Below are 26921 nucleotides of genomic sequence, written 5' to 3'. Positions count from 1 at the left end.
CTGTTTAACTTGTTACTCGCTGGCTTCCCCAGCTGATATGTATCTTACCCTCGCTGTCCGTAGAGCGTATCAGCAGACTGTCGATGACCGACATTGTGATGTCGAACTCCTCGAATATCTCCGACTGCTCCTTTACCTCACCCGTCTTGATGAACTCGTTGAGACGTTCTTTGGTCAGTACCAATGCCATCAGGTTCTGCTCCACGGAGTCCTCATAGGTGACATAATGCACATCCTTCATCTCCTTGGAGTCGAGGCGTATGAAGCGGAAGTAGAACTGCTCCATCTTGGGTATGTTCCATTGCAGCGACTCCAGTATCACATCATTGCAGGTAGGTATGTTTACCGAACTGCTCAGGCTCTGCTGCGTGCATATCAGTATGCCGTTGATGGTGGAGTCGAACTCCGTCACTATGCTTTGACGCTTCTTGAACGCCACATCTCCCTTTACGACATATATCGGTCTGTCGGGGAAGCGTTCGCTGATATACTTCTCGTAGAGGTCAAAGGCGGCAAGGGTGGTACAGCCGATGGCTACCTTGCCAGGTATCTTGCGTATCAATGATTCTATGTATCGTGTCTTGCTCGGATAGTCATCACCGTAGTATCCCGATATGAGGTGTGGTACCGAACAAGCCTTGATAAGCAGTTTTATCTGTCGCATAAGCCTCAGTCCTGCATCCTTCTTCGTATCACCCGTGCTGTTGTAGTAGAGTTCACAGATACGGCAGAACTCCTCGATGATGACACGATAGACCTCGTGCTCACCCTCTGACGGGCTTACGGTGTGTGTCCGTATCTTGTATTTCTCGCCTGCGAAGTCTCGGAACTTACGGGTGATGATGGTCTTTCCTATGAGGTCGAAAAGTTCCTCCTTGTTATAGACATCCTGATTCTGCTTCTCTATGCCGAATACCGTTGCTTTGCCCGGACAGTGGCAGGCACGAAACAGCACATGACCTCTGAACGCAGGGAACGGCTCTCCGCAGTGGAGGTTCCTTTCACACTCTATCTCCTTATCTCGGTTCTCGTGGTAGATGTTATCGCACCAGCAGGTCATATTGACCGAGTTGTTATAGAGTAACTCAAACTGGCTGTATAGCTCTGCGATATTGTTACGGGTGGTTGTTCCCGTATCGAGAATCTTGTATTTGAGCCTGCGGAACACTGCCAGGATATGCTTTGTGCGTTGTGATGATGGGTTGGTAATCTCGTCCGACTCATCAAATACAAGGCATAGTTTCCTTGACGATAGTTTCACAAACCGCATAAGGTCGCGTTTGAGCTTGCCGACCATATAGGTAGATAATAACAGGAAGATACCTCTCGGCACATCTTCGAGATCCTTGTATGTGCGTATCACTCTGTATCGCTCCTTGTTGATTGCGAGGAATGGAGTCCATGTCATATTGGTGGCAATGGCAGGGGCAAGTATCACCACATTGCGTACCTTGCCATATTTGAGCAGATATTTGGCTCTGTGATATACAGCTGCGGTCTTGCCTGAGCCTTGCTGCCAGTTGAGAAGAGCGTATCGCTTCTGAAGCACAAGGTTCAGGTCGTGTTTCTGCAACTGCGTGAACTCGCACACCTCGCCATCTTTGTTTACGAAGGTGGCATTGTCGAGATACTCGGCAAGGGCATCGTCCGTTTCCATCTCCGAGAATGGTTGATTCTGTATATCGTAGAGCCAACGCTTGCGGCGGATAAGCCTCTTGGCGATGCGTATCTGTCGCAGATTCTCTTCTGTTGCTATCTCCGGCATAGGTAGTACGGTGCTATCCAATATGAGGTCATTGATGCTTGCCGCCTTATGCTCCACCTTGTCGAGTAGTCGTGGTGCATACTGCTTGAGCTTGAAGCCGTAGGAGGTCTTTACCAATGCCACCTCCTTGCGTGGAACGACATTCTGCGAGGTGATATACTTGCGTATGGTGGCCAGCACTTTGGCAGTGGTCAGCTTCTTGCGTTCCCACTCCTTCATCTGCTCGTTGGTGGCATTTTCGGGTGGCTTCTGGTTACGGAACTTGGTAACAAGTGCCACAGCCTTGTCAATATGCTTGTTGAGCCTTGCGTGAGCCTTCAACTCATACATGTACTTGGCGAGCTTGTACTCGAAGTGCTCTAACTCCTCCTTGTCTATGCGGTTGGTCTCACGCATAAGGTCAAGACGCAGGCGGTGCTTCATCTCACGGGCTTTTTTCACTCTCTCCTTGAGTTCTGCCATAGAGACGAACTCCTCGGCATTGTAGGGATTCATCTCTATATGCTGTGAGCGACGCAGGAAGACCATTATCTTGGTGTTGAAATTATCTACACCTACCGATGTGAAGGCGTGAGGTGCCAACCTTGTTTGTCCGATGAAGGAGAAGTCCTCGTTCACTCTTCCTACACGGCTCTTCTCCCAGAACTCGTTCTGCATAAAGGAGACTGGAACGATAATCATCAGGAATCCCGCGGGATTGAGTAGATGGTATGCTTTGTCGATGTAATACTCCTGTGAGATTCGGAAGTCGAACTTCAGATTGAACGGAGGATTACCTATGATGGCATCAAAGCGTTGCTCGGAGTGGTACTGCTGTATGTCGCACTTCTCAATATGTGCATCGGGATAGAGATACCTCGCCACTGCCACAGCCTTGCTGTCTATGTCAAAGCCGTAGGCGTTGTGTTGGTTTGGCAGATGGTTGAAGAAGTTACCCATACCGCAACACATATCGAGAATCATCTCCGATGATGTGGGAGAGAGTACATCTACCATATCCCGACATACCTCGTGCGGTGTGAAGAACTGTCCCATCTCGAACTCCTTCTTTGCCTCGGCATACTCGTGGTAGCTGGCGAAGTCCGACTGCTTGAGGTTGTGCAGTCCTCCGATACCTGTATAGCAGTTGTATATACTCTCCGCAGGAATCATATCCTTACCGGAGTTGATGGCAAAGAGAATCTTCTCGTTGATCTCTGCACGCTTGCCTTGCGGTATCTGTTGTGGTATGATGGCATACATGGCTGTAATGATTGAAGTGGATAAAAACGAAAGACACCCCGCAGGCAGTACCTACGGAGTGTCATACATATCGTGTGGTCATCAGTTCTCGTCTCTTAGTTTGATTTCATTTAGTCGCAGTCGCTTGAAACAACTCTCTGCTGTTGCGTTGTCCTTGAACTTGACATCGATACGGGTGTTTCCATAAAATTTAAGACTTACAGCATTGGTCGTTGTCAGGTCGTACCATCTGGATATATCTACATTGCGTGTATCAAGACCGATAATCATCTCGATACTTCCGCAAAGTACATCGTCTGCACCAAAGGCAATACCTTCGCAGAAGCGGCTAACCTTACGGTCTGTTTCATATGAGAGCCTATAATCCTTATAACACTCGTAATGGAAAGAGTCCCAAGTGACAATATCGGGGAAGATGATCTTGTCCTTCTTAAGTTCTGGCTTCACCTTGCTCCAATTAGATGGTCTGACTGTTTCAAGGAATCGCTTGATAAGTTCTTCCTCGGCAGTATCTCGGAAACTCTTGCCGCCGAGATGTTCGATAACCACATCTACATAGGTGTTATATACAGGTCGGAAGTCTATCGGAAGAGTCTTCTCATCAATCTTTGGTGCTTCAACAGAGACGCTGTAGGTGTTGTTGAAATAGCCGATGATGCGACTGATGAAGTTCCTGATAGCGTTATGACGACTATCCACCAACTCATTGATGTTCTTGAAAGGAGTAAACTCGTGATGGGTATAATCCTTCTCATCGTTATTGTACCGATAGTGGAGGTCATAGCTGCTTGTGGTAATCTTACCGTTCGGCTCGTGCTTGAGTTTGATTTTACCCTCATATTTTTCGGCTTCTCTCTTGAAGATGTTGTACCACCAGGCAATCTGGTCGAGCGTCTTGTAAAGCTCGTCCTGCTGATTCTGGCAATAGATACGGTCTTGTTCCGTAATCTTCTCTTCGTTTCTCACTTGTACCTTCAAGATACCTGATAGCAGGTCGGTGTGACCTGTTGCTTGACTGTTGTTTAATACTGCTTGTGACATAACATTATATATTTTTTGTTAGTCCGGCTATTCGGGGCCGGAGTTCCCAAACTACAGGCTCTAAAAGGTCGTGTTCTCGTCAGGCAAGGTTGTGTGGAAAAATACAGAAAGCCCCACGGGGCGAGGATGATTTTTCCACGACACCCGCAGGGCTTGACCTTGCTTGGACGAAAAGAACACGAGTTACCTTTGCCTGTGGTTTGGTGAACTCGGCTACGAATCTGTTATGTCATTATCTTTATCACATAGATAGTTTTTAAGGTACGGATTCTTATAATTGGAGAAAAAATCGTATCTTTGCACTTAGAAAAGAGTTATTTGAAAAGCATGAGGAATATAGTGTAATAAAACAAGTTAGCAATTTCTTATCCATTGCCCATTCTCATGCAAGTTCTTCTTAATGGTTTGATACTCAAAGAATCTTAATCAAACTACATCAAATATAGAAATTATCAGTTTGACACGCATTACTTTCCCCCTTATCTTTGCATCAGAGAAAAAAATAAAAGTAATCAATTTAAAAATAAAAACATTATGAGAACATTAGATTATATCAAGTTAGATTCAGCGGCAGCTGCAAAGGTAGTAGAATCATTGCAACAATTATTGGCAGACTACCAAGTATTTTATGCTAATCTTCGTGGGTTCCACTGGAATATTAAAGGGCATGGTTTCTTTGTACTGCACAGCAAATTTGAGGATTTGTATAACAATGCAGCCGAGAAAGTGGATGAACTGGCAGAACGTATCCTGATGCTGGGAGGCGTCCCGAAGAACAAGTATAGCGATTATTTGAAAGTATCGAATATAAAAGAGGTAGAGGGTGTTACAAACGGTGACGAAGCATTGAACAACATTTTGGAAACTTACAGTCATTTCATCGTGGAAGAGCGTAAACTTTTGGCTGTCGCTTCACAAGCCGGTGATGAGGCTACTGTAGCGGTGATGAGTGACTATTTGAAGGAACAGGAAAAAATGGTGTGGATGTTGTGCGCATATGCTTCAAAGTAACCGTTGGTTTGCTTTAGTTTAGGAGAAAGGAGTATCAGAGTGTCGGTGCTCCTTTTTCTGTTTTTATTTGTCAATTTATGTTTTTCTTCAAATTATGGATTCCCCTCTTGTTTTAAGTATGTGTGATACTCTTCTGCAAAGAAGTGAGGAATCGGGCGATAAGCATATGCAAATTATTTCTTATTGTATTAAGCTGGATTATTTTTATTATAAGAATGATGAAGAGAATATATTGAAACAGACGGATGAGGTGAAGAAAGTATGTTTGAGGCTGGATAATTTAAAATATTACTATTTTGCATGGGGCGGCAGACTTATTACTTATTATTGATACAGGGAAAGGAATTCTTAAAGACAAGCATGATTTTGTATTTGAACGTTTTACCCAATTAGATGATTTTATGCGAGGGACAGGATTAGGGCTTCCTATCTGCCGGTTGCTGGCTGAGAAATTTGGAGGTTCTCTTGTGATTGATGCCGATTATACACAGAGATGCTGCTTTGTGCTGAGACTTCCGTGGGTGCATAAAGAAGTTTCTGATCATAGATTACATGGATTTACACATATTTAAAACTTGATAAATTATGAATGTAATCCAAACTAATCTATGATGACAAAAGGTCTTTATTCGTCTTTGTTTTTTCGTTGTACGATACGTGATCCGGCAGGTACATTTTCTGTTACCCAAATATTACCTCCTACGGTAGCCCCCTTGCCAATAGTAACACGCCCTAAGATTGTTGCATTGGAATATACAATGACATCGTCTTCCAAAATAGGATGACGTGGAATGCCTTTAATGGGATTTCCATTATTGTCTAGCGGAAAGCTTTTAGCTCCTAATGTTACCCCTTGATAGAGCTTCACATTATTTCCGATGATGCTGGTTGCTCCGATTACTACACCTGTACCGTGGTCAATAGTGAAATGATGTCCTATTTGTGCCCCCGGATGAATATCGATACCGGTTTCCGAATGTGCCATTTCTGTAATGAAGCGTGGGATTAAAGGTACACCCAGTATTAACAGCTCATGTGCGATGCGGTAATTGCTGATAGCTCGGATAGCTGGATAGCAACTGATGATTTCACCAAAGCATGTGGCGGCGGGATCACCATAATATGCGGCTTCTACATCGGTAGCCAGAATGCGGCGGAGTTCGGGCAATTTATTGATGAAACGAGCTGCCAGCAAAGAGGCTGTTTCTCTGCACGGTTCATTGTCATCGGTTGCATTTTTACTGTTTTCTTGTCCGAAGCAAAGTCCTGCCAGAATTTGTTCAGTCAGCAGGCCGAACAGGGTTTCTACATTTACACCGATATGGTAGTTGATGGTATGGCTGTTAACGGTGGAATTACCAAAGTAACCAGGGAAGATAATGGCGCGTGCCAATTCTACTATCTTGTATAGGGATTTGGCAGATGGTAAAGGATCTCCATCTTTGTGTTGATGGAATAATCCTTTATAGGACTGGCTTTCAGATAATTCATCTACTGCCTGCGTTAATATGTTCGTGTAATTGAATGTAGTCATGAATTGAATGTTTTGGAAGGACAAAAGTAAGTAAATTCTATATTATTGCCAATAAATAGAATGAATATTGATTTTAATCCTTTATTTTTGCAGAAAAAGGGAATATTTATGGTAAATAAGAAAAATCCATTTGCTTTTAAGGTGAAACAGGAAACTAAAAAGAAGTCCGGTGGCAAACGGATCGGTAAATCCAAGCCGGATAAAGCGAATAATCAGTTGAATAGAAGAGTGAGGTAAATGAAACTATTGTCTTGTTGTAGGGAAAGATCCAGTCTGCCCCTACAACAGGATGTTAATCTTTATTTCTCGATCAAAGCGAAATCAAGTTGCTTTTTCTCCAGATTGGCGCGGGCCACTTTAATGGTAACCGGATCTCCCAAACTGAATTTTTTGTGATGCCGGCGCCCCGTCAGACAATAGTTCTTTTCATCGAAATCATAATAATCATCACCAAGGTCACGCATGGGAACCATACCTTCGCACTTGTTTTCGTTCAATTCCACATAAAGTCCCCATTCGGTAACTCCGGAAATGACTCCATCGAACTCCATGCCCAAACGTTCACCCATAAACTCTACTTGTTTGTATTTTACAGAAGCACGTTCTGCATTGGCGGCGATTTGTTCCATTTCAGAACTATGGTCGCACAACTCTTCGTATTTCGTTTCCTGTACCGTACGTCCTCCTGCCAGATAGCGGGTGAGCAGACGATGAACCATCATATCCGGAAAACGGCGGATAGGTGAGGTAAAGTGAGTATAATAGTCAAATGCCAGACCATAGTGGCCAATATTATGAGTGGAATAACGGGCCTTTTGCATGGCACGCAAGGATACGGTTTCCACCAGATTTTGTTCTTTCTTATTCTTTATGTCGTCCAGTAAACGATTGATGGATTTGGATATCTCTGTTTTGCTACCCGATGTACGTATCTTATATCCGAAGCGATTGATAAACCAATTCAAGTTCTCCAGTTTATCGGGGTCCGGAAGGTCGTGGATACGATAAGGGAATACTTTGGCTTTCTTGTTTTTAGGTACTTTACCGATTCTTTCGGCAACCGTGCGGTTGGCCAACAACATAAATTCTTCTATCAACTTATTGGCTTCTTTGGATTCTTTGAAGTAGACACTGAGTGGTTTGCCGGTTTCGTCTATCTCAAATTTCACTTCTATGCGGTCAAAGTCAATAGCACCGGCAGCCAATCTTTGTTTACGCAGGATTTGTGCCAGTTTGTTCAGCTCCAGAATTTCTTCTTTGTAGTCGCCTTCACCCGTTTCAATCACTTTTTGCGCCTCCTCATAGGTGAAACGGCGGTCGCTCTTTATAATGGTGTGCACGATGCGCGAGTCTTTCACCTCTCCCTTTTCATTCATATTGAAAATGACGGAGAATGCCAGTTTCTCTTCGTCGGGGCGGAGGGAACAGATGAAGTTACACAGCCGTTCGGGCAACATGGGGATGGTACGGTCTACCAGATAAACGGAAGTAGCGCGCTTTTCAGCTTCTTTGTCGATAACGCTTCCTTCTTTTACGTAATGAGTAACATCGGCAATGTGCACGCCTACTTCCCATAGTCCCGGTTTGATGAGACGGATGGAGAGCGCGTCATCAAAGTCCTTTGCATCTTTGGGGTCAATGGTGAAAGTTGTTACATTGCGGAAATCTTCACGTTCTGCATAGTCCGCTTCGGAAATCTCTGCCGGAATCTTTTCGGCAGCGGTTTCTACATTCTTAGGATATACGTAAGGTAAACCGAATTCGGCCAAAATGGCATGCATCTCAGTTGTGTTTTCTCCTGCTTTTCCCAAGATATCAATGACTTGTCCTATCGGATTTTTTGCCTCTTCGGGCCATTCTACAATTTTCACAACCGCTTTGTCCCCATTCTTTCCACCTTTCAGCTTATCTTTCGGGATAAAAATATCATTTGCCAGGGTGCGGTTCTCGGTCAGCAGGAAGGCGTAGAATTTCTCTACTTTCAGTGTACCGACAAAAGTATCATTGGCACGTTCCAGAATTTCTATCACTTCACCTTCCGGATTCCGATTCTTACGTTTGGCAAAGAGGGCTATTTTTACTTTGTCATTATTCATGGCATGTGCCGAATTACGTTCGGCTATGAAAATAGTTTCTCCACCATCATCGGGGATGAAGGAGTTCTTGCCGTTGCTTTTACGCTGAAAGACGCCAGTCATAATCAGGCCGTGGTCGTTTAGTTTGTAGTGTCCTTTTTCTACTTCTTGCAGAAAATCATCCTCAATCATTTCAGTAATGATGTCGGCACAAAGCATTTTAAGCGGATGTGTAGTGAGGTTCAGACTGCTTGATAATTGTTTCAGACTGAATGTTTCGTTTGGTTTGGTGTGGAATAAGCTTATCAGTCGTTCAGACATTTCGCTTTTTTTCATACGTTTCCCTGCTTTTTTTTCTTTCTTTTTAGCCATAAGGGGATATATTAATGTATTATGTGCTACAAAGTAAACAAAATAATTGGAATAGCGGTTCAATAGATACATTAAATTTGGTTGAATCTAAATGAAACGTGCTATCTTTGTCCGTTCTAAAACAACTGTTATGACTGAACTTGATAAGAAAATCAGGGAAAAAGAAATTTATAAAGTTACACTAGTGGGGAGTTTTGTTAATTTCTTGCTGGTTATTTTTAAATTTCTTGCCGGAATCGCAGGGCATAGTGCCGCTATGTTGGCAGATGCAGTTCATTCTCTATCTGACTTCGTTACGGACGTAGTAGTGATTCTTTTTGTACGTATATCCAATAAACCAGTGGACAAGAGCCATGATTATGGTCATGGGAAATATGAAACATTGGCTACTGCTTTCATTGGTATGGCATTATTGGGGATAGGATTTGGAATATTGTGGAATGGAGCAACAGAAATATTGGTTTTTCTACGAGGTGGGGAGCTTCGTCAACCGGGAATGTTGGCATTGGTTGCTGCCATTATTTCTATTTTGTTGAAGGAAATACTTTATCAATATACAGTCAGAGTGGGGAAAAGATGCGATTCACAGGCTGTTGTGGCGAATGCATGGCATCATAGGAGTGATGCATTATCATCCATTGGTACGACTGTCGGTATTGGCGGAGCGATTTTACTTGGTCCTCATTGGGCGGTACTTGATCCTATTGCCGCTGTGACAGTCAGTTTCTTTATTATGCGGGTTTCCATTAAGTTGCTGATTCCTTGCTTGGATGAATTGCTGGAAAAGTCTTTGCCGGATAGCGTGGAACGTGAGATAGAGGGGATTGTGTTATCTTTTGATGGAGTGAGCGAGCCGCATCATTTACGCACGCGACGCATTGGGAACAATTATGCTATAGAGATTCATATACGCATGGATGGGAACATTTCTCTGCATAAAGCGCACGAAACAGCAACAGGTATTGAACATAGATTAAAAGAAAAATTTGGAGAGGATACTCATGTGGGTATTCATGTGGAACCGGTGAAATAAAATACGAAGAATGAATAACGAAGAATTTGCACAGAAGAATACTTGCCGATTAAAGAAAGTATTGGTAACCGGAGCAAGCGGATTTATTGGCAGTTTCCTGGTGGAAGGAGGATTGGAGAGAGATATGCAGGTATGGGCTGGTGTACGTAAAAGCAGTAGTCGTGCCTATTTGAAAGATCCTCGCATTCAATTTGCCGAATTGGATTTTGCTCATCCCGGAAGGTTGACGGAGCAATTGGCTGTTCATAAACAATTGCATCAGGGATGGGATTATATCATTCATTGTGCCGGTGTTACTAAATGCCGTCATAAAGACGAATTCGACAAAGGTAATTATGTTTATACCCGTAATTTTGTAGAAGCTTTGAGGACCTTGGATATGGTTCCCCGGCAATTTGTTTATATCAGTTCACTTAGTATTTTCGGTCCTATTCATGAAGATAATTATGCACCTATTAGTGAACGTGATACGGCAATGCCCAATACGGCATATGGGGTCAGTAAGCTAAAGTCGGAACATTACCTGCAATCATTGAATGATTTTCCGACAGTGATTTTCCGTCCTACTGGAGTTTATGGACCTCGCGAACGCGATTATTTTCTGATGGTGAAGTCTATCAAGCAGCATATAGACTTTGCTCCTGGTTTTAAAAGGCAGGATCTTACCTTTATTTATGTGAGAGATTTGGTACAAGCTGTTTTTTTGGCAATAGAACATGGAGTGCGGCAGCGCGCCTATTTTGTTAGTGACGGAAATGTCTATTTCAGCCGTACTTTTTCTGATTTGATACAAAAAGAACTTGGTAATCCGTGGGTTATACACATTAAATGCCCATTATTTATTTTAAAAGTTGTATCTTTGCTCGCTGAATTTTCAGCGCGTTGCCTGGGAAAGGTAAGTACGCTGAATGCTGACAAATATAAAATAATGAAACAACGTAATTGGCAATGCGATATTTCACCCTTGGTGGAAGAACTGGGATATCGTCCTGAGTACCCTTTAGACAAGGGAGTAAAGGAAATCATTGCATGGTATAAGAAAGAAGGATGGCTTTAAATTTATTCAAACGGGTAGACAGTGTGAAAGGATTGTTTGCCGTCGAGAGCATTAGTCTGATATATAATGCCCTCACGACCATAATGGTTTTAATATTATTTCCTCGTATGGATCACCCTGTAATTATGCTTTCGGAGCGTGCAGGCATTGTGGCCATTACGTTTGCATTAATATATTTGTATCGTAAGTATCCGTGTAAACTTACGGCATTTATACGAATGGCTGTGCAGATGGCATTTTTAGCGTATTGGTATCCCGATACCTTTGAATTTAATCGTCTTTTTCCCAATCTGGATAATTTCTTCGCTTCGGCGGAGCAGTTTTTGTTCCGTTGCCAGCCTTCGGTAGAATTTAGTGAACATTTTCCTTCCATGTGGTTCAGTGAACCATTTAATATGGGGTATTTTGCTTATTATCCAATGATTGGGATTGTGACTATTTATTATTTCTTGTTTCGTTTTGAGTGGTTTGAAAAGGTTTCTTTTGTGTTGGTCACTTCGTTTTTTATCTATTATCTTATTTATATATTGGTTCCGGTTGCCGGTCCGCAATTTTATTTCCCTGCTATCGGAATGGATAATGTGATGGCGCAGCATTTCCCTGCTATCGGTGATTATTTTAATAATAATGATATTCTGTTGCCTGGTCCCGGTTTTGATCATGGTTTCTTCTTTAATTTGGTGGAAGCCTCACAGGAAGTGGGGGAACGGCCTACTGCTGCTTTTCCTAGCTCACATGTCGGTATATCTACCATTGTGATGATTATGGCCTATCGTGTTAATAAGAAACTATGTTATTTCTTGGCACCGTTCTATGTACTTCTATGTTGTGCTACGGTCTATATTCAGGCGCATTATTTGATTGATGTTATTGCCGGATGGATTTCGGCGGTATGTATTTATATTACGGCTACTTATATGTATAAGCGTTGGTTTGCTTCTGTAGTCTTCCAACTTGTACTGAAATAGTTTTAAAAAGCATATAAAAGCGTACAGGGTGTCCATTTTCGGACACCCTGCTTTGTTTATACCTTGTTGATTATCAGTGATAAATGTTGCTGGCATGAATCTTGCTTTAAAAATAATGGTCAAACGTTGCAACGTTTGGCATAGAAATAACGTCTAATAAATAAAACAAAAGTAATATGAGAAAATTAGTATCAACTTTAATGACGGTAACCCTTATGTTAGTGTCGGTAACAGCATGTGCAGAGAGAATAACTCCTAGCAAGAACTATGTTACCAAAAAAGTGAATGTGGGTAGTTTTAATGCTATCTCTACCAGTTCTTCGGTGGATGTAATCTATACTCAAAGTTCCGGTGGACAGGATGTGGAAATATATGCTCCGGACAATTTGGTGGACTATATTGATGTCCGTGTAGAGGGTGGAGTACTTAAGGTTGGTTTTAAATCGCCAAGAAACAATTTTTCAATAAACGGAAAACATAAAAAGGAAGTAAGAGTTTCTGCTCCGGCTGTGAACAGCTTGAAAGCTTCCAGCTCTGGTGACATTATTATAAAGAATGGACTGAAAACGAGTGGGAAAGTTACTGTTAAGGCTAGCAGTAGCGGTGATGTAACAGGAAGCATTATTTCTTGTGATGATTTTGCGGCTACCGCTAATAGTTCGGGTGATGTGATTCTGGAAAAGGTATCTTGTACAAATTTCTCTGCTGATGCCAGTAGTTCTGGTGATGTATCTGTCAAGAATCTGAACGCTGCTAATGTATCTGCTGATGCCAGCTCTTCCGGAGATGTAATTTTGGCAGGTATTTGTGAGAACGCTTCTTATAGAGCCAGTAGTAGTGGGGATGTAAAGGCAAAAGGTATGAAGGCGGTAAATGTAACTGCTAGTGCCAGTTCCTCTGGTGATGTGGAATGTTATGTGACCGGTTCGCTGACTGCGAAAGCATCCAGTAGTGGTGAGGTGGCTTATAAGGGCAATCCTAAAAACATTGATTTCTCTCCTAAAAGAGGTTTGCGTAAAATAGAATAAATAATGTGTTAATGCTACAATGTGCCAATATGTTAATGTGCCAATTGCCATGCGGAATACAGCACAGCCAATTGGCACATTAATATATTGTAGCATTAACAATTCATTCCGTAATTTCCCCTGATATAATCCAAAATACTGAAAAGCTCTTTCACTGTTTCGGCACGGAGCATGGCGATACGTGTCTCTTTAAAGTTGGGAATGCCTTTAAATAAAGGAGAAGCAGCCAGATGGCGGCGTACATGAAGAATCCCACGGCGCTCGTCAAGCAGATTCACACTGTCCAACACTTCCTGGCGGAGTACATTCAGCCGCCACTCAAAAGAAAGGGCAGGGAGTTCCTTACCGGTTTCTATATAATGTTTTATTTCCTTGAATATCCACGGGCGTCCAAAACTGGCTCGGCCAATCATAATAGCGTCCACTCCATACAGGTCAAAACACTCTTTGGCACGTTGTGGCGTAGTTATATCTCCGTTTCCAATGATAGGTATATGCATACGGGGATTCTTTTTTACTTCACCTATTAAACTCCAATCCGCTTCACCAGTGTACATTTGTGCACGGGTACGTCCATGAATGGTCAGTGCTTCAATACCGCAATCTTGTAATTGTTCTGCCAAATCTACTATAATTTTATGCTCATTGTCCCAACCTAGACGTGTTTTTACAGTAACGGGAATTTTTACAGCATCCACAACAGCACGGGTAATCTCCAACATCAGCGGGATATTTTGCAGCATACCTGCACCGGCTCCTTTACCGGCAACGCGTTTTACAGGACAGCCAAAATTAATATCCAGGATGTCCGGATGCGCCTCTTCCACTATTTTCGCCGCTTCTACCATTGTTTCCGTGTCTCTGCCATAAATCTGGACGGCTACAGGGCGTTCCTCATCGTTGATATTCAGCTTCTGCATAGTTTTACCTACCGAGCGTATCAGTGCATCTGCTGATACAAATTCGGTATATACCATATCAGCACCGAACTTCTTGCACATCAGGCGAAAAGCGGGGTCCGTTACATCTTCCATCGGGGCTAGGAAAATTGGGTATTTGTCCAGGTCTATATTTCTAATCTTCATTGTTGTATGTTTATCTTTGGGTTACAGAAAAATCAGATTCATTTGAGTATTAATTTATAATCTGTGTGAATCTGTGTAATCTGTGGTGAAATCAGGCTGCAAAAATACGGAAAAAAGCCTACCTTTGCACACATATTAATCAAAAGAATAATGAAAGCTTCTATAAAAGACTTTGAAATAATGGCTCCTGTAGGTTCACGTGAGTCGCTGGCGGCAGCTATACAGGCAGGTGCGGATTCTATTTACTTCGGAATTGAGAGTCTGAATATGCGTGCACGTTCTGCCAGTACATTTACTGTCAATGATTTACGTGAGATAGCACAGATCTGTGATAAACATGGTATCAAGAGCTACCTTACAATCAATACCATTATTTATGATGAAGATATTGCTTTGATGCGTACCATTGTCGATGCGGCTAAGGAGGCAGGCATCAGTGCCGTGATTGCTGCGGATGTGGCGGTAATGGCTTATTGTTGCGAGGTGGGGCAGGAAGTACACCTTTCCACCCAATTAAATATCAGTAATGCCGGAGCATTGAAATTTTATGCTCGCTTTGCTGATGTAGTGGTATTGGCACGTGAATTGAATTTAAAGCAGGTGCGAGTGATTTATGATACTATCCAGAAGGAACAAATTAAAGGTCCGAATGGAGAATTGGTCCGCATTGAGATGTTCTGTCACGGGGCGCTCTGTATGGCAGTGTCGGGCAAGTGTTATCTCAGTTTGCATGAGATGAATGCTTCTGCTAACCGGGGGGCTTGTATGCAGATATGTCGCCGTGCATACGATGTGAAGGATAAAGAGAGTGATATTGAGCTGGAGGTGGACAATAAATACATCATGTCTCCTAAAGATTTGAAAACTATTCATTTTATGGATGAAATGATAGAGGCTGGTGTGCGTGTCTTCAAGATCGAAGGGCGTGCCCGTGGACCTGAGTATGTACGCACTGTGGTGGAATGTTACAAAGAAGCTATTTGTTCTTATCTGGAGGGTACTTTTACCGAGGAGAAGAAGCAGGCTTGGGATGAGCGGCTGAAGACTGTATTCAATCGGGGATTTTGGAATGGGTATTATTTAGGACAGCGTTTGGGTGAATGGAGTAAGAACTATGGTTCGGAGGCTACTGAGCGTAAAGTGTATGTGGGTAAGGGAATCAAGTACTTTTCTAATATTGGTGTTGCAGAGTTTCTGGTGGAAGCTGCTGAGATGAAAGTAGGGGATAAACTTCTGATTACAGGACCTACTACAGGAGCGGTATTTCTGACGTTGGATGAGGCGCGTGTGGATTTGAAACCGGTGGATGTGGTAAGAAAAGGTCAACATGTATCCTTTAAAGTCCCCGATAAGGTACGTCCTAGTGACAAGCTTTATAAATTGGTTTCTCCTGAGGATTTGAAAAAGAAATAAAACAGGAAACTCCCGGTCATATTAAAAACGTGATTAGGAATTTCTTCTATAGGATTGTTTAGGTATGTCTTTCCTTAATCTGTCCGGGAAAAAATAAAAAAACCGTAACAATTCATTTGCTACGGTTTTTCACTTTGTTAGAGTTTGCTGTTATTCTGTATAAATTGAGAGCTTAGGATGATCTTTGTAAAGGTTCTTATTCGCTAGTTCTTCTGCATCTGTAATTCTGTATAAATAATATTTACTATTTGGACAGAACGCACTTTTATCGGGAAAATTGAAGAAGCGATGTCCTTGAGTTTTTTTCTTAAGTGTGTGAGTTTGTCCGTTTTCATCAGTGTAAATATAGTCAATGGGACCTTCGGGATATGCTTTGCGGACTACAGCCTGTTGGTTACGGATAATGTCTATCAAACTGAATCCTTCACCCCATAATTCTTTGCGGCGTTCTAACCAAATTGTTTCCAATAGATCCTGTTGTGAAAGATTTGTATTAATAGTTTTTGCTCCTCTGGCTGTTTTTAAATCATTTAATTTGTTAATTGCATCTGGGTCATTCAGATGTGCTTTTGCCTCTGCATTTATCAAATAAATTTCAGCAACGCGCATCAATACGATATCACCAAGTTGGTTTTCGATATCGCGGAATCTGAATTTAGAGTTACGCATCCATACATAGGCTGCTGATTCAACGTCAGCTCCTGGATCTGTAGCCCAGAACAGCATATCTTTACGATAATCACCATCTTCGAACAAATCACGGAAGTAAGGGTCTGCATTGAAGCTATAATAGTATGATCCTTTAGTTGTAGTATCTAAATAATGAAACTGATAACTGGCATTACTTTGATCGTTGGTTTGAGCATGCCCCCAAATCCATTCTTTATTGTCTACAGAATTGAATCCAGCTTTATATTCACTTTCAGTCATTAGATAATTGTTTTTAGCTAACAATTTGTCTGAGTAAGTTTTAGCTTTTTCCCATTGACGAGCATAAAGACAGGCACGTGAGAGAATACCTAGGACAACTTCATTATCAATTTTGTGTTTGGCGTCACGTACATAAGTTTCGGGAATAAGTTCTAATGCTTCTTCTAAATCATTGATAGATTGCGCATATACTTCACTGACACTTGATGCAGGTTTTCCTTCAGCTGCAATTGTTTCATCTGTTGATTGTGTATAGATAGGTGCACATACAGCTTCTGGATCTTTATCAATGGCAAAAGAATAACAAGAAGCTAGATGTAAATATAGAAAACCACGTAAGGCTAACGCTTGTCCCTTGATTCGATTTCTGTCAATTTGTGTGCCTTCGGCAGCATCAATATTATCTAATACACCATTGCAGTCATTAATAACACGGTATGCTAAAAGCCAGCTTAGGGTATTTGTGCCCCCTTTTCCATAAGGCATTAAGGAATAAATGGACACTTGATAAATAAGCTATAACAAAATGTTATAATTATATATTTTCTACTTGTGTCAACTTAAACTTATAAATTTATATAACATAATATTACAGTCTATCTTTTCTTTATATTTATTTGCATATTTAACTTTTTATCGTTATATTGCAAAAGAATCAAAGAAAAGGAGGCTGTATGAAAAAGTCAATGAATTTTCTAGAGTTTATACAGATTGTAAAGGATGAAAATGCTTGTTATGACCTGTACGAACAATGGAAATGGGGTGACAAAGTTGTTTCTCCATTTGATCCTACCTCCAAGGTTTATAAATGCAAGAATCATAAGTATAAATGCAAGAACACAAACAGGTATTTCACAGTAAAAACAGGAACGTGCTTTGCAAACAGTAAGGTCCCTTTCACTAAATGGTTCTATGTTATGTGGTTATTTGCTCAAGGGAAAAGAGGCATATCTTCCTATCAGGTATCTAGAGATATTGATGTTTCTCAAAAGACCGCATGGCGTATGTTGCATAAGATTCGTAAGGCTATGACAGGAGAAAACGATTACCATCTTGAAGGAGAAGTTGAGATTGATGAATCATTTGCAGGTGGAAAGAATGCAAACCGACACAAGGATAAAAAAGTGGAGAGATGCCAGGGGAGAAGTTTTAAAGACAAAGTTCCTGTTTTTGGACTAATAGGCAGAAATGGGGATTTGGTTGCCAAAGTAGTAAGCGGAACAGGTCCATCCAAGCTGCTTCCAATTATAAGAAAATATGTTGAAGAAGGAAGTACAATATATACTGATGGATGGGACTATGGCGAAGTATCCGAAATGTACAACCAGATATCTGTAGACCACGGGCACAAGTATTATGGTATTACTTATTACAATGAGAATAAAGAAACGGTGATGATTACTACCAATACGATAGAAAACGCTTGGTCTGTTTTCAAGAGGATATACGCCACGTATTATCATATAAGCAAAAAATATATGCAACGCTATGTAGATGAATTTGTCTTTAGATTTAATACTAGAAAACTTAGCGATTCTGACAGATTTAGATTACTTTTGCAATACTTAGATATAGGAGATTACAGATATGCAGGATAATAAGAAAGAAAAGCCAAAGGACGAAAAGAAAAAGAAGAATAAATACATCGTAAAAGATGGAGATGGGAACATCATGGATGTGGAAGTTCCTGAATCATGGATAAAGATTCTGGAAGCAATGAATAAGGGGGAAAAGAAAAAATGAATACCTTTTCTAAAAGAATATTGTAGTAATATAGAATATGTCCTAAAGTTTTTAGGTAAAATAAAAAAGGCACTGAAATTTCAGTGCCTATATCGTTCTTTTTATTTCCACTGGCTTAAGCAATCTGGATGATCGCTTTTCACATTAGATTGAGTAGGGTGTGTCTTTTCATTGTTTATTTTGGGTGTAAGGGAAATGTTGTTCTTTTTAATATTGATGGATATTTCTTTAACAACAATGAAAAACGAGTGAAGTAAAAATGAAGACAACAGCACCGCAATAGATGAAACTATATAAATCCATCCATATCCATTAGATCTGTATGAATTTAATTCTACAATTCCTGTAATGAGAAGTGCTATAGATCCTAAGATATTAATGAATAATATAACCCCAGATATCATTGATAATCTGTTTTCGTGTTTAAACTGTCCATCTTCTGATGGGATGTTGTTAGGTGATACGTTGTTTTCCATACTTACATGTTTTTTTCTAGTGTTAACTGCTATTATAAATGCAGTTACAAAAATTATTAATATTATAATTAATTCCATTGTTTAGTTATTTATTTTCTATTCCTGTTCAATTTTTCTTCCATACAATTCCACTTGAAATATGAATATCATGCTCCAATTTCCAATGAAACTACTATCCTTTTTAGCCGCATTAAATATTTTGGTGGCACTATCTACAATTCGAGTCACTTTTTGTGCTTTATCTAACAAAAAATATCTTTCTTGTCCACTTCTTACATATATATATCCAAATTCACTAGAACTATACATGCCCATATTATTTTTCCCTTCCATTGTAAATGAAGTTAAATAAATAGAATCATCGGAACGTATAACTTCGTAATCACTAAGCTTAATAGAACCTGGGTCAATTGCTGTATCTTCAATTATTTTATCCAAATGTTGCTCCGCTTCTTTTTCAAATGATTTACCACATGATAAAAAAAATAGAACTGACATCCACAATAACCACTTCATAATTTAATAGATTTATAATTTTGCAACAAAAATATAAATAATAAACTCCAAGCATACTCAATCTAAGTTATATTTATATAATATTAACTACTAATCATTGATATGTAAATTTATATTTTTATATTTGCGGAAACAAAATGGATAAACAATGTTAATGACTTTAATAATTGTCGAGATTATTTTGTTATTTTGCAGTATAAGAAAATACCAATTAAAAATAATATGATTATGCAAAGCGATGATTTCAAATTCTTTCGAGAAAATCACGATGTGCTATTAAAAGAATATTTTAATAAGTATATTGTCATAAAAGATCGGAATGTACTATTTTGTGGAGATTCTTTTAAAGATGCTTTGAGTAAGGCTTTGGATGGTGGTCTTGAATTAGGAACATTTATAATACAATTATGTTCAGAAGGAGAAAGCGGATATACACAAACTTTTCATTCACGAGTAATATTTGCCTAAAATGAAAATTAATGCACTTACAATTAAAGCAAAAAGTTTATTGAATGCTATTGTCACTCCTGTTACTTTAAAAAACACATTTGATGGTAAATATATTAAAACTAACGGAATATGGGATACAGGTGCAACAAATTCTGTTATCACAAGATCATCAGCTTGCCAGTTAGGATTAGTACCTACTGGAAGAACAATTGTAAATGGTGTTCATGGAGCAAAAGAGGTAAATTCATATTTTATAAACATAACTCTTAATAATAACAATATAACTTTAGACGTAGTAGTAACAGAATGTGAAGAATTATCTTCTAATAAAGATATTGGAATGCTTATAGGAATGGATATTATTACTACAGGGGATTTTAGCATTACAAATTATAATAAACATACTACAATGTCATTCCGTACCCCATCTATTCAAACAATTGATTTTGTACGAGGTATGAAAGAGGGAGTAAACGTTGTAAAAGATAAGATACCCGGAAGAAATGATCCATGCCCATGTGGAAGTGGAAAGAAATATAAACATTGTTGCGGTAACAAGTAGCAAATAATATATTATGTAACAAGTATAACCATTTGTTATAACGATTTGCAATGGTGTTCACTTGTTCCTTAATACCTTCCATAAATAGCGGTAAATTCATTGTGTGCTCTAAAACCATATTTGGTGTTTAGTACTACGTCAGAACCCATTGCATCATTTGCACGTAACATTGCTCCATAGCCAGGGTTGGCGTAAGAATTGAAAGTTTCCATCAGGTAGTTCCAACCACCATTAAGTACTTTTTCGGCATCTCCTGTTTTACCGAAAACAGAACCGGCATCTACATAAGTTGTAGGAATTGTATCCAAATCGCAGGAAGTGAGCATTATACTTCCCAGTGCGACTGAAAATATATATTTAAAAATAGTTTTCATATTCTTCTTTCTGTATTAAAGTTTCACATTGATACCGAATGAAATAGTTTTCATTGCCGGATAACGATAGTAAGTAGAGCCTCCGAAAGTTTGCTCTGGGTCTAGACCTTGTTGTTTGGCTAATGTCAGCATATTTTCTGCTTGAAAAAATATGCTTGCATCTTTCAGTGTCAATGTGTTCAGCAATGACTTCGGCAGATTGTAAGAGAATGTAATATTCTTCAGACGTAAGTATGAACGGTCAACTAAGAACCGATTTGAAGAGTTTGTCCATGAGCTTTTGGGAGAAGTAGTCAGACGTGGTACATCGGTATAGGGATTTTCAGGAGTCCAACGGTCTAACATATCTACGCTCCAACTGGTACCTGTAGGTCCTTGGCTCATCAATGAAACTTTATCCCCATTATAGATTTTACCACCAATGGAATAAGAGAATAAGAATGATAATGTAAAATCTTTGAATGAAAGATCTGATTGAAGACCGCCAGTCCAGTCTGGTAGTGAATTGCCACATTTTACTTTGTCGTCCGGTGTGGTTGATGAATAGTCTTCTGTGGTTACTTTTTCTCCGTTGGTATTGTAACGATACCACATGGGATTACCATTTTCAGGATTGACACCAGCCCATTCTACTAAATAGAAGTCATATAACGATCCTCCTTTTACCCATTTCTTGTTGCCACTCCACATTTCTTCGGCAGGTAATGAGGTTATTTTGTTTTTATAGGTAGTAGCATTAAAAGAAAGTTTCCATTTCCAATCTTTAGTCATGATAGGATATCCTGAGATTTGGAATTCCCATCCATAATTTTTGATGGCACCAATATTTTCGTCCATACTTGAGAAACCTGAAGATGGAACTAAGTCTTTAGAGAATAATAAATCTTTGGAACGACGTTCAAAGTATTCGATTGTACCACTTAGGCGATTGTTCCAGAAACCAAAATCCAAGCCGATATTAGTATTTAGATTGGTTTCCCATGATAAATTAGGAGTTGCCAGACGATAAGCATGCAAACCGGATTCACCGAGGTTATTACGTATGGAATAGAGCGCCTGATACGCATAATAACCTACCTGGTCATTACCTTGCGCTCCGTAGCTGGCACGCAATGATAAATTAGATAGCCAGTCTGATGTGTCCTTCATAAACTCTTCCTGCATAATTTTCCAAGATGCGCCTATTGACCAGAAAGTACCCCAACGATGATCCGGATGGAAACGGGAAGAACCGTCAGAACGGACAGAAGCCGATAAGAAGTATTTTTGATCGTACGAGTATTCAGCACTTCCAAAGAAACTTAACAGCTTGTATTGGTCGCTGTTTCCGCCAAAATCACCTAAAGAGGAAGCTGCGTCGGGCTCATAGAATCCATCCATGATGACTTTGCTGCGGCTTCCGCCGAAATTGGAAGTGTTATATTCATAGTACTCCTGACCGGCCATCACACGGATATCATGTACATCATTGAACGTGTGTTGATAATTAATGACATTATTAAAAGTCATGCCTGTAGTGCGGTAGTTGTATTTGCTTACGCTGCCACCACTGATAGAACCTGTACCGTAAGTAGGATTGGTGTAGTCATGATTTGTTTTGTTATTATAGTCAATATTCAAAGACATTTTGTAAGAAAGTCCTTCGATAGGAGTTATTTGGATAAAGCCACGTAAAGAAGCAGCATCGCGTTTTATCTCGCTTTTATCGTGTGGCATGGAAGCCAGCAGATTATATTTTGCATACGAGTTAGGACGATACTCACCATAATCGAACATACGGTTACCATTTTCGTCCAATAAATATGCTCCAGTTGCCAAGTCACGTTGATACACTGGATAGAATGATGGCAATGAACGGGCAAACATGACCACATTGGAGATTGTTGAGTCATCTTGCTTGGGATAGTCTTGAACAGAATGAGTTCCTGATACATTCAATCCGATCTGTAACCATTTGCGGATATCTGAAGTCACGTTGGCGCGGAGAGTATAGCGTTTGAAACCAGAGCAGATATAAGCACCTTGATCATCCATGTAACCTGCTGAAACAAAATATTTGGAGGTTTTGCTACCACCACTTACGTGTACATTTAAATCTGTATAGTGTGCATCTTGTGAAAGGGCGTCGTCCCAGCTGTCGTTCCATAATGGTTTGGCACCTGCTACCAGTTTTCCGTCATGGCCGATTGGCTCAGGGTAAGCACTGCCATAAGGGTTGATGCCTAGATTGCCTGTAACATTGCTTGATGCCCATGCTGCAGCTTCTTCGGCAGAGTAACCGTTGTCCATACGATAGTTACGCATGGCTTCCCAATATAATTCATAATATTGGTTTGTATTCAACTGGTCGTAGTCTGCGCGTGCACGGCTTGAAAAACCATATTTAGCAGATAATTCAACGGTGGGTGCGCTATCTTTATTTCCTTGTTTGGTGGTGATCATAATTACGCCGTTTGCTGCACGTGAGCCATACAATGCAGCGGAAGCTGCATCTTTTAATACAGTGATTGACGCAATATCTGAAGATGCTATGGAGGAAAGAGCACCATCGTAAGGAACACCATCGACCACATAGAGGGGATTGGTTGAAGCGTTTACAGAACCAACTCCACGAATCAGGATAGTTGCGTCTGATCCGGGTTGACCGCTGGAGGAAAAAGACTGTAAACCAGCTACAGTTCCTTGCAATGCTTTTGACACACTACTGACCTGTGCTTTTTCAATAGTGCCGGCGGCAATATAGCTTGCAGACCCTGTAAATGTGGATTTTTTGGCAGTACCGTAAGGAACGGTTATAACTACTTCATCTACCATTTGGGTTGTTTCCTTCAATTCTACGTTAATAACTTTGCGTTTGTTTATCGGTATAGTTACTGTTTCGTAACCTACAAAAGAGAAGATCAGGCTTTCATTGCCGTTAACCTGAATCTGGTAGCTGCCATCGGTAGAAGTGATGGTACCGCGAGTTTGTCCTTTTACAGCTACTGTGACACCAGGCATTTCTTCGCCTCCTGCGGTGACTTTACCAGTTACTGTAATTTCCTGTGCATATGTAATCATGCAGAATAGCAAGCTACATAATAATGAAGAAAATCTGCTCATATAAACTTGGCTTTAATTAGGGGTTTATAAATTGCCATATTTCAGGCATTATGTATTGAACTCTCTTTTTTAAATTGTAAATGCAATTTCTTGTATCATTGTGTCGTTTTCCATAGTGGTTTTATTACTATTCAACTGCATTAGGATTTCTTTTTGCTTGCATTCTTATAATTGCATTATTTAATAATGACCGCAAATATATGTATTTTGATTTAAATAGGATAATATATTTTAATATATTTTTTACGAAGTCCTTTCTTTAGGATAAAAATATACGGTTTTTCTTAACTTTATCAAAATAGTGTTTGTCTTGTTTTAATGTGGATTTAATATATAATATTGTTTTATCAATCAAGTGTTTATGTAATTTCGTGTTGAATTAATTCTTGTAGTCAATGTATTTTTATATTTCTAATGAACTGGGAATGTGTTGTTGGACATATTTAATTAGTCATTGTATGTTTATGCAGATAATTTAGCTTTTTATAAAGTGGAATTCTCTTGATTAGTGAAAGTTGTCCTCTTATTCTTATTCGATAAAATAGTGACTTTTGACTTTTTGATACTTATTTTTTTAGTTAAAAGGATATAGTTTGCGGAGAGGAAAGATAGTAAATTAAAGTAAGATAGGAAAGATTTCGCCTAAAATGTCTATCTTTGCAACTCAATAACAAATAAGTGTACGTACATATTATGAATATAGAAGAAAAACTCACCACGTCCATTATCAGCGCTATCAAAACGTTGTACGGACAGGATGTACCCGGAAAAATGGTACAACTGCAAAAGACTAAGAAAGAGTTTGAAGGACATCTTACTTTGGTTGTTTTCCCTTTTCTGAAAATGTCCAAGAAAGCTCCTGAACAGACCGCACAGGAAATAGGCGGATACCTGAAAGAGCATGCTCCCGAATTGGTTTCAGCCTACAATGCAGTGAAGGGCTTTCTTAATTTGACAATTGCTTCGGATTGTTGGATTGAACTTTTGAATTCTATTCAGGCTGCTCCCGAATACGGTATTGAAAAGGCTACGGAAAACTCTCCGTTGGTGATGATTGAGTATTCTTCTCCCAATACAAACAAGCCGCTTCATCTGGGTCACGTCCGTAACAACCTGTTGGGAAATGCCTTGGCAAATGTCATGGCGGCAAATGGCAATAAGGTGGTCAAGACCAATATTGTGAATGACCGTGGTATCCATATCTGTAAGTCCATGCTGGCCTGGTTGAAATATGGTAACGGTGAAACACCTGAATCATCGGGCAAGAAGGGGGACCATTTGATTGGTGACTATTATGTAGCTTTTGACAAGCATTACAAGGCTGAGGTAAAGGAACTGACAGCTCAGTACCAGGCTGAAGGCTTGAATGAAGAAGAAGCTAAAGCTAAGGCAGAGGCAAACTCTCCTCTGATGCTGGAAGCTCGCGAGATGCTCCGTAAGTGGGAGGCGAATGACCCTGAGATCCGTGCCTTGTGGAGGAAGATGAATGACTGGGTATATGCCGGATTCGATGAAACGTATAAGATGATGGGAGTTAGTTTCGATAAAATTTATTATGAATCGAATACCTATCTGGAAGGTAAGGAGAAAGTGATGGAAGGATTGGAAAAAGGTTTCTTCTACCGGAAAGAGGATAACTCTGTATGGGCTGATTTGACTGCCGAAGGACTGGACCATAAGTTGCTTCTTCGCGGTGACGGTACTTCTGTTTATATGACCCAGGATATTGGTACTGCCAAATTACGTTTTCAGGATTACCCCATCAACAAGATGATTTATGTAGTGGGTAATGAACAAAACTATCATTTCCAGGTACTTTCTATCTTGTTGGACAAATTGGGTTTTGAATGGGGCAAAGGATTGGTTCATTTCTCATACGGTATGGTAGAGCTGCCCGAGGGCAAAATGAAAAGTCGTGAAGGTACAGTAGTGGATGCGGATGATTTGATGGAAGCAATGATTGAAACTGCTAAGGAAACTTCTGCTGAATTAGGTAAATTGGACGGTCTGACTCAAGAAGAAGCCGACAATATTGCCCGTATTGTTGGTTTGGGCGCTTTGAAATATTTTATCCTGAAGGTGGACGCACGTAAAAATATGACTTTCAACCCGAAAGAATCGATAGATTTCAATGGCAATACAGGACCTTTCATTCAGTATACGTATGCCCGTGTCCAGTCTGTATTACGCAAAGCGGCTGAAGCAGGTATCGTTATTCCCGAAATCATTCCAGCAGGTTTGGAACTGAGCGCAAAAGAAGAAGGTTTGATTCAGATGCTGGCTGATTTTAAATCGGTTGTCAAGCAGGCAGGCTCAGACTATAATCCTTCCATTATAGCAAACTATGCATACGATTTGGTGAAAGAATACAACCAGTTCTATCATGATTTCAGTATTCTGCGTGAAGAAAATGAAGCGTTGAAAGTCTTCCGTCTGGCATTGAGTGCTAATGTGGGTAAGATTGTAAAGACAGCAATGGGCCTACTGGGTATTGAAGTGCCTGAACGTATGTAAATGGTAAAGAAACAGAAATATTATGTAGTATGGAAAGGCGTCAATCCGGGAGTTTATGACTCTTGGACTGACTGCCAGCTACAGATAAAAGGTTACGATGGCGCACAATACAAGTCATTCGAGACCAAAGAGGAGGCGGAACACGCCTTGGCTTCTTCCGCTTTCCATTATATAGGTAAGAATGCTGTTAAAAAAGAAGATGTTCCTAAACAACTTCCCGAGAACTTTGATATGAACTGCCTGGCTGTGGATGCTGCTTGCAGTGGAAATCCCGGACCGATGGAATATCGGGGCGTTTATTTGCTTACCGGACAGGAGGTTTTTCATTTCGGTCCTGTTTATGGAACGAATAATATTGGAGAGTTTCTTGCCATTGTCCATGCTTTGGCGTTGATGAAGCAGAAAAATATCAATATGCCTGTTTACTCGGACAGCCGTAATGCGTTGAGTTGGGTGAAGCAGAAGAAATGTAAAACTAAACTGGAACGGACTCCTCAGACGGAGAAACTTTTTCAAATGATAGAACGGGCCGAAATTTGGCTGAAAGAAAATAAATATACCACACCTTTATTGAAGTGGGAAACCGACCGATGGGGAGAGGTCCCGGCTGATTTCGGACGGAAATAGTAA

At 40.3% G+C, this 26921-nt stretch carries 22 protein-coding genes and 4 pseudogenes; 16 read left to right on the top strand and 10 right to left on the bottom strand.

Translation table 11 applies throughout. The annotated features are described in order from the left end of the window. Positions 1-4 precede the first annotated feature (4 nt). Together GKD17_RS22010 and GKD17_RS22005 are read right to left on the bottom strand one after the other, a co-directional pair. Positions 5-3007: an N-6 DNA methylase gene (locus GKD17_RS22010; RefSeq protein WP_007833970.1), complete on the bottom strand. Its 3003-nt coding sequence runs from the start codon at positions 3005-3007 to the stop codon at positions 5-7. Positions 3008-3088: 81 nt separating this feature from the next. Next, a complete protein-coding gene (locus tag GKD17_RS22005; protein ID WP_007833969.1) occupies positions 3089-4048 on the bottom strand; it encodes a hypothetical protein in 960 nt (319 codons plus the stop codon). Positions 4049-4582: 534 nt separating this feature from the next. Here GKD17_RS22005 and GKD17_RS22000 point away from each other — a divergent pair. The 3 genes from GKD17_RS22000 (at position 4583) to GKD17_RS21990 (ending at position 5631) form a co-directional block, all read left to right on the top strand. Further along, complete coding sequence (locus GKD17_RS22000; RefSeq protein WP_007833965.1) at positions 4583-5059, top strand: Dps family protein; 477 nt, start codon at positions 4583-4585, stop codon at positions 5057-5059. Between the two features lie 118 nt (positions 5060-5177). Continuing rightward, positions 5178-5390: a hypothetical protein gene (locus GKD17_RS21995; RefSeq protein ID WP_227191499.1), complete on the top strand. Its 213-nt coding sequence runs from the start codon at positions 5178-5180 to the stop codon at positions 5388-5390. Then, positions 5356-5631 carry a sensor histidine kinase gene (locus GKD17_RS21990; protein ID WP_007848027.1) on the top strand — a complete coding sequence of 92 codons (276 nt, stop codon included), beginning with the start codon at positions 5356-5358 and terminating at the stop codon, positions 5629-5631. The genes GKD17_RS21995 and GKD17_RS21990 overlap by 35 nt, the downstream gene beginning before the upstream one ends. A gap of 53 nt (positions 5632-5684) precedes the next feature. Here the strand turns inward: GKD17_RS21990 and GKD17_RS21985 are convergent, their stop codons facing one another. Next, positions 5685-6593 (bottom strand): serine O-acetyltransferase, encoded by a 909-nt coding sequence (locus GKD17_RS21985; protein ID WP_007833960.1) that lies wholly within the window; start codon positions 6591-6593, stop codon positions 5685-5687. 108 nt (positions 6594-6701) lie between these two features. On the opposite strand from GKD17_RS21985, the gene GKD17_RS23510 reads away from it, so the two are divergent. Then, positions 6702-6830 carry a hypothetical protein gene (locus GKD17_RS23510; protein ID WP_257227898.1) on the top strand — a complete coding sequence of 43 codons (129 nt, stop codon included), beginning with the start codon at positions 6702-6704 and terminating at the stop codon, positions 6828-6830. 62 nt (positions 6831-6892) lie between these two features. Here GKD17_RS23510 and rnr read toward each other — a convergent pair whose 3' ends face one another. Next, on the bottom strand, positions 6893-9040 hold the full coding sequence (gene rnr / locus GKD17_RS21980; protein WP_007833956.1) for a ribonuclease R: 2148 nt from the start codon (positions 9038-9040) through the stop codon (positions 6893-6895). Between the two features lie 130 nt (positions 9041-9170). On the opposite strand from rnr, the gene GKD17_RS21975 reads away from it, so the two are divergent. The 4 genes from GKD17_RS21975 (at position 9171) to GKD17_RS21960 (ending at position 13126) form a co-directional block, all read left to right on the top strand. Continuing rightward, the gene (locus GKD17_RS21975; RefSeq protein WP_008672421.1) at positions 9171-10073 is read left to right on the top strand and encodes a cation diffusion facilitator family transporter; all 903 of its coding nucleotides are present in this window, start codon (positions 9171-9173) and stop codon (positions 10071-10073) included. 10 nt (positions 10074-10083) lie between these two features. After that, entirely contained in the window at positions 10084-11130 is a 1047-nt protein-coding gene (locus GKD17_RS21970) for an NAD-dependent epimerase/dehydratase family protein (RefSeq protein WP_007833952.1), read from the top strand. Further along, positions 11121-12098, top strand: coding sequence for a phosphatase PAP2 family protein (locus GKD17_RS21965; protein WP_007833949.1), 978 nt, complete (start codon positions 11121-11123; stop codon positions 12096-12098). Before GKD17_RS21970 ends, GKD17_RS21965 begins: the two co-directional genes overlap by 10 nt. A gap of 176 nt (positions 12099-12274) precedes the next feature. Beyond that, the gene (locus GKD17_RS21960) at positions 12275-13126 is read left to right on the top strand and encodes a head GIN domain-containing protein (protein WP_007841512.1); all 852 of its coding nucleotides are present in this window, start codon (positions 12275-12277) and stop codon (positions 13124-13126) included. A gap of 95 nt (positions 13127-13221) precedes the next feature. On the opposite strand, the gene dusB is transcribed toward GKD17_RS21960, so the two are convergent. Beyond that, positions 13222-14211 carry a tRNA dihydrouridine synthase DusB gene (gene dusB, locus GKD17_RS21955; protein WP_007833945.1) on the bottom strand — a complete coding sequence of 330 codons (990 nt, stop codon included), beginning with the start codon at positions 14209-14211 and terminating at the stop codon, positions 13222-13224. Between the two features lie 150 nt (positions 14212-14361). On the opposite strand from dusB, the gene GKD17_RS21950 reads away from it, so the two are divergent. Next, entirely contained in the window at positions 14362-15624 is a 1263-nt protein-coding gene (locus tag GKD17_RS21950) for a peptidase U32 family protein (protein WP_005844184.1), read from the top strand. Between the two features lie 150 nt (positions 15625-15774). Here the strand turns inward: GKD17_RS21950 and GKD17_RS21945 are convergent. Further along, positions 15775-17034, bottom strand: a pseudogene (locus tag GKD17_RS21945) (RagB/SusD family nutrient uptake outer membrane protein); the annotation flags it as partial. Between the two features lie 194 nt (positions 17035-17228). On the opposite strand from GKD17_RS21945, the gene GKD17_RS21940 reads away from it, so the two are divergent. After that, positions 17229-18152, top strand: coding sequence for an IS1595-like element ISBvu2 family transposase (locus GKD17_RS21940; RefSeq protein ID WP_007833941.1), 924 nt, complete (start codon positions 17229-17231; stop codon positions 18150-18152). Then, positions 18142-18297, top strand: coding sequence for a hypothetical protein (locus tag GKD17_RS21935; protein WP_007833940.1), 156 nt, complete (start codon positions 18142-18144; stop codon positions 18295-18297). The genes GKD17_RS21940 and GKD17_RS21935 overlap by 11 nt, the downstream gene beginning before the upstream one ends. Before the next feature lie 101 nt (positions 18298-18398). On the opposite strand, the gene GKD17_RS21930 is transcribed toward GKD17_RS21935, so the two are convergent. Then, complete coding sequence (locus GKD17_RS21930) at positions 18399-18851, bottom strand: hypothetical protein (protein WP_007833933.1); 453 nt, start codon at positions 18849-18851, stop codon at positions 18399-18401. 18 nt (positions 18852-18869) lie between these two features. Continuing rightward, positions 18870-19289: a hypothetical protein gene (locus tag GKD17_RS21925; protein ID WP_007833931.1), complete on the bottom strand. Its 420-nt coding sequence runs from the start codon at positions 19287-19289 to the stop codon at positions 18870-18872. A gap of 228 nt (positions 19290-19517) precedes the next feature. On the opposite strand from GKD17_RS21925, the gene GKD17_RS21920 reads away from it, so the two are divergent. From GKD17_RS21920 to GKD17_RS23810, 3 genes and pseudogenes are all read left to right on the top strand, one after another. Continuing rightward, positions 19518-19757 (top strand): hypothetical protein, encoded by a 240-nt coding sequence (locus tag GKD17_RS21920; RefSeq protein ID WP_032936035.1) that lies wholly within the window; start codon positions 19518-19520, stop codon positions 19755-19757. A 1-nt stretch (position 19758) separates the two neighbouring features. After that, positions 19759-20037, top strand: a pseudogene (locus GKD17_RS23815) (aspartyl protease family protein); the annotation flags it as partial. Between the two features lie 177 nt (positions 20038-20214). Continuing rightward, positions 20215-20301: pseudogene (locus tag GKD17_RS23810) on the top strand (SEC-C metal-binding domain-containing protein); the annotation flags it as partial. 74 nt (positions 20302-20375) lie between these two features. Here the strand turns inward: GKD17_RS23810 and GKD17_RS21910 are convergent. Next, positions 20376-20675: pseudogene (locus tag GKD17_RS21910) on the bottom strand (RagB/SusD family nutrient uptake outer membrane protein); the annotation flags it as partial. Between the two features lie 15 nt (positions 20676-20690). Then, positions 20691-23777, bottom strand: coding sequence for a SusC/RagA family TonB-linked outer membrane protein (locus GKD17_RS21905; protein WP_007848038.1), 3087 nt, complete (start codon positions 23775-23777; stop codon positions 20691-20693). Between the two features lie 693 nt (positions 23778-24470). On the opposite strand from GKD17_RS21905, the gene argS reads away from it, so the two are divergent. Then, positions 24471-26291 (top strand): arginine--tRNA ligase, encoded by a 1821-nt coding sequence (gene argS, locus GKD17_RS21900; RefSeq protein WP_007833924.1) that lies wholly within the window; start codon positions 24471-24473, stop codon positions 26289-26291. After that, positions 26292-26918 carry a ribonuclease H1 domain-containing protein gene (locus GKD17_RS21895; protein WP_007833922.1) on the top strand — a complete coding sequence of 209 codons (627 nt, stop codon included), beginning with the start codon at positions 26292-26294 and terminating at the stop codon, positions 26916-26918. It begins immediately after the preceding gene. The last annotated feature ends 3 nt before the right edge of the window (positions 26919-26921 follow it).

Origin of the sequence: Phocaeicola dorei (assembly GCF_013009555.1) — a bacterium.
GTDB lineage: Bacteria > Bacteroidota > Bacteroidia > Bacteroidales > Bacteroidaceae > Phocaeicola > Phocaeicola dorei.
The sequence above is the reverse complement of the archived record's forward strand: the minus strand, read 5'-3'. Positions and strand labels throughout refer to the sequence as shown.

What these genes read in the sequence shown, in the direction of transcription:
- GKD17_RS21985 (WP_007833960.1), bottom strand. Translation starts at nt 6,593, where the DNA reads ATGACTACATTCAATTACACGAACATATTAACGCAGGCAGTAGATGAA.
- GKD17_RS22005 (WP_007833969.1), bottom strand. Translation starts at nt 4,048, where the DNA reads ATGTCACAAGCAGTATTAAACAACAGTCAAGCAACAGGTCACACCGAC.
- GKD17_RS21975 (WP_008672421.1), top strand. Translation starts at nt 9,171, where the DNA reads ATGACTGAACTTGATAAGAAAATCAGGGAAAAAGAAATTTATAAAGTT.
- argS (WP_007833924.1), top strand. Translation starts at nt 24,471, where the DNA reads ATGAATATAGAAGAAAAACTCACCACGTCCATTATCAGCGCTATCAAA.
- GKD17_RS21995 (WP_227191499.1), top strand. Translation starts at nt 5,178, where the DNA reads ATGTGTGATACTCTTCTGCAAAGAAGTGAGGAATCGGGCGATAAGCAT.
- GKD17_RS22010 (WP_007833970.1), bottom strand. Translation starts at nt 3,007, where the DNA reads ATGTATGCCATCATACCACAACAGATACCGCAAGGCAAGCGTGCAGAG.
- rnr (WP_007833956.1), bottom strand. Translation starts at nt 9,040, where the DNA reads ATGGCTAAAAAGAAAGAAAAAAAAGCAGGGAAACGTATGAAAAAAAGC.
- GKD17_RS21895 (WP_007833922.1), top strand. Translation starts at nt 26,292, where the DNA reads ATGGTAAAGAAACAGAAATATTATGTAGTATGGAAAGGCGTCAATCCG.
- GKD17_RS21905 (WP_007848038.1), bottom strand. Translation starts at nt 23,777, where the DNA reads ATGAGCAGATTTTCTTCATTATTATGTAGCTTGCTATTCTGCATGATT.
- GKD17_RS23510 (WP_257227898.1), top strand. Translation starts at nt 6,702, where the DNA reads ATGGTAAATAAGAAAAATCCATTTGCTTTTAAGGTGAAACAGGAAACT.
- GKD17_RS21950 (WP_005844184.1), top strand. Translation starts at nt 14,362, where the DNA reads ATGAAAGCTTCTATAAAAGACTTTGAAATAATGGCTCCTGTAGGTTCA.
- GKD17_RS21970 (WP_007833952.1), top strand. Translation starts at nt 10,084, where the DNA reads ATGAATAACGAAGAATTTGCACAGAAGAATACTTGCCGATTAAAGAAA.
- GKD17_RS21925 (WP_007833931.1), bottom strand. Translation starts at nt 19,289, where the DNA reads ATGAAGTGGTTATTGTGGATGTCAGTTCTATTTTTTTTATCATGTGGT.
- GKD17_RS21965 (WP_007833949.1), top strand. Translation starts at nt 11,121, where the DNA reads ATGGCTTTAAATTTATTCAAACGGGTAGACAGTGTGAAAGGATTGTTT.
- GKD17_RS22000 (WP_007833965.1), top strand. Translation starts at nt 4,583, where the DNA reads ATGAGAACATTAGATTATATCAAGTTAGATTCAGCGGCAGCTGCAAAG.
- GKD17_RS21935 (WP_007833940.1), top strand. Translation starts at nt 18,142, where the DNA reads ATGCAGGATAATAAGAAAGAAAAGCCAAAGGACGAAAAGAAAAAGAAG.
- dusB (WP_007833945.1), bottom strand. Translation starts at nt 14,211, where the DNA reads ATGAAGATTAGAAATATAGACCTGGACAAATACCCAATTTTCCTAGCC.
- GKD17_RS21930 (WP_007833933.1), bottom strand. Translation starts at nt 18,851, where the DNA reads ATGGAATTAATTATAATATTAATAATTTTTGTAACTGCATTTATAATA.
- GKD17_RS21920 (WP_032936035.1), top strand. Translation starts at nt 19,518, where the DNA reads ATGCAAAGCGATGATTTCAAATTCTTTCGAGAAAATCACGATGTGCTA.
- GKD17_RS21960 (WP_007841512.1), top strand. Translation starts at nt 12,275, where the DNA reads ATGAGAAAATTAGTATCAACTTTAATGACGGTAACCCTTATGTTAGTG.
- GKD17_RS21940 (WP_007833941.1), top strand. Translation starts at nt 17,229, where the DNA reads ATGAAAAAGTCAATGAATTTTCTAGAGTTTATACAGATTGTAAAGGAT.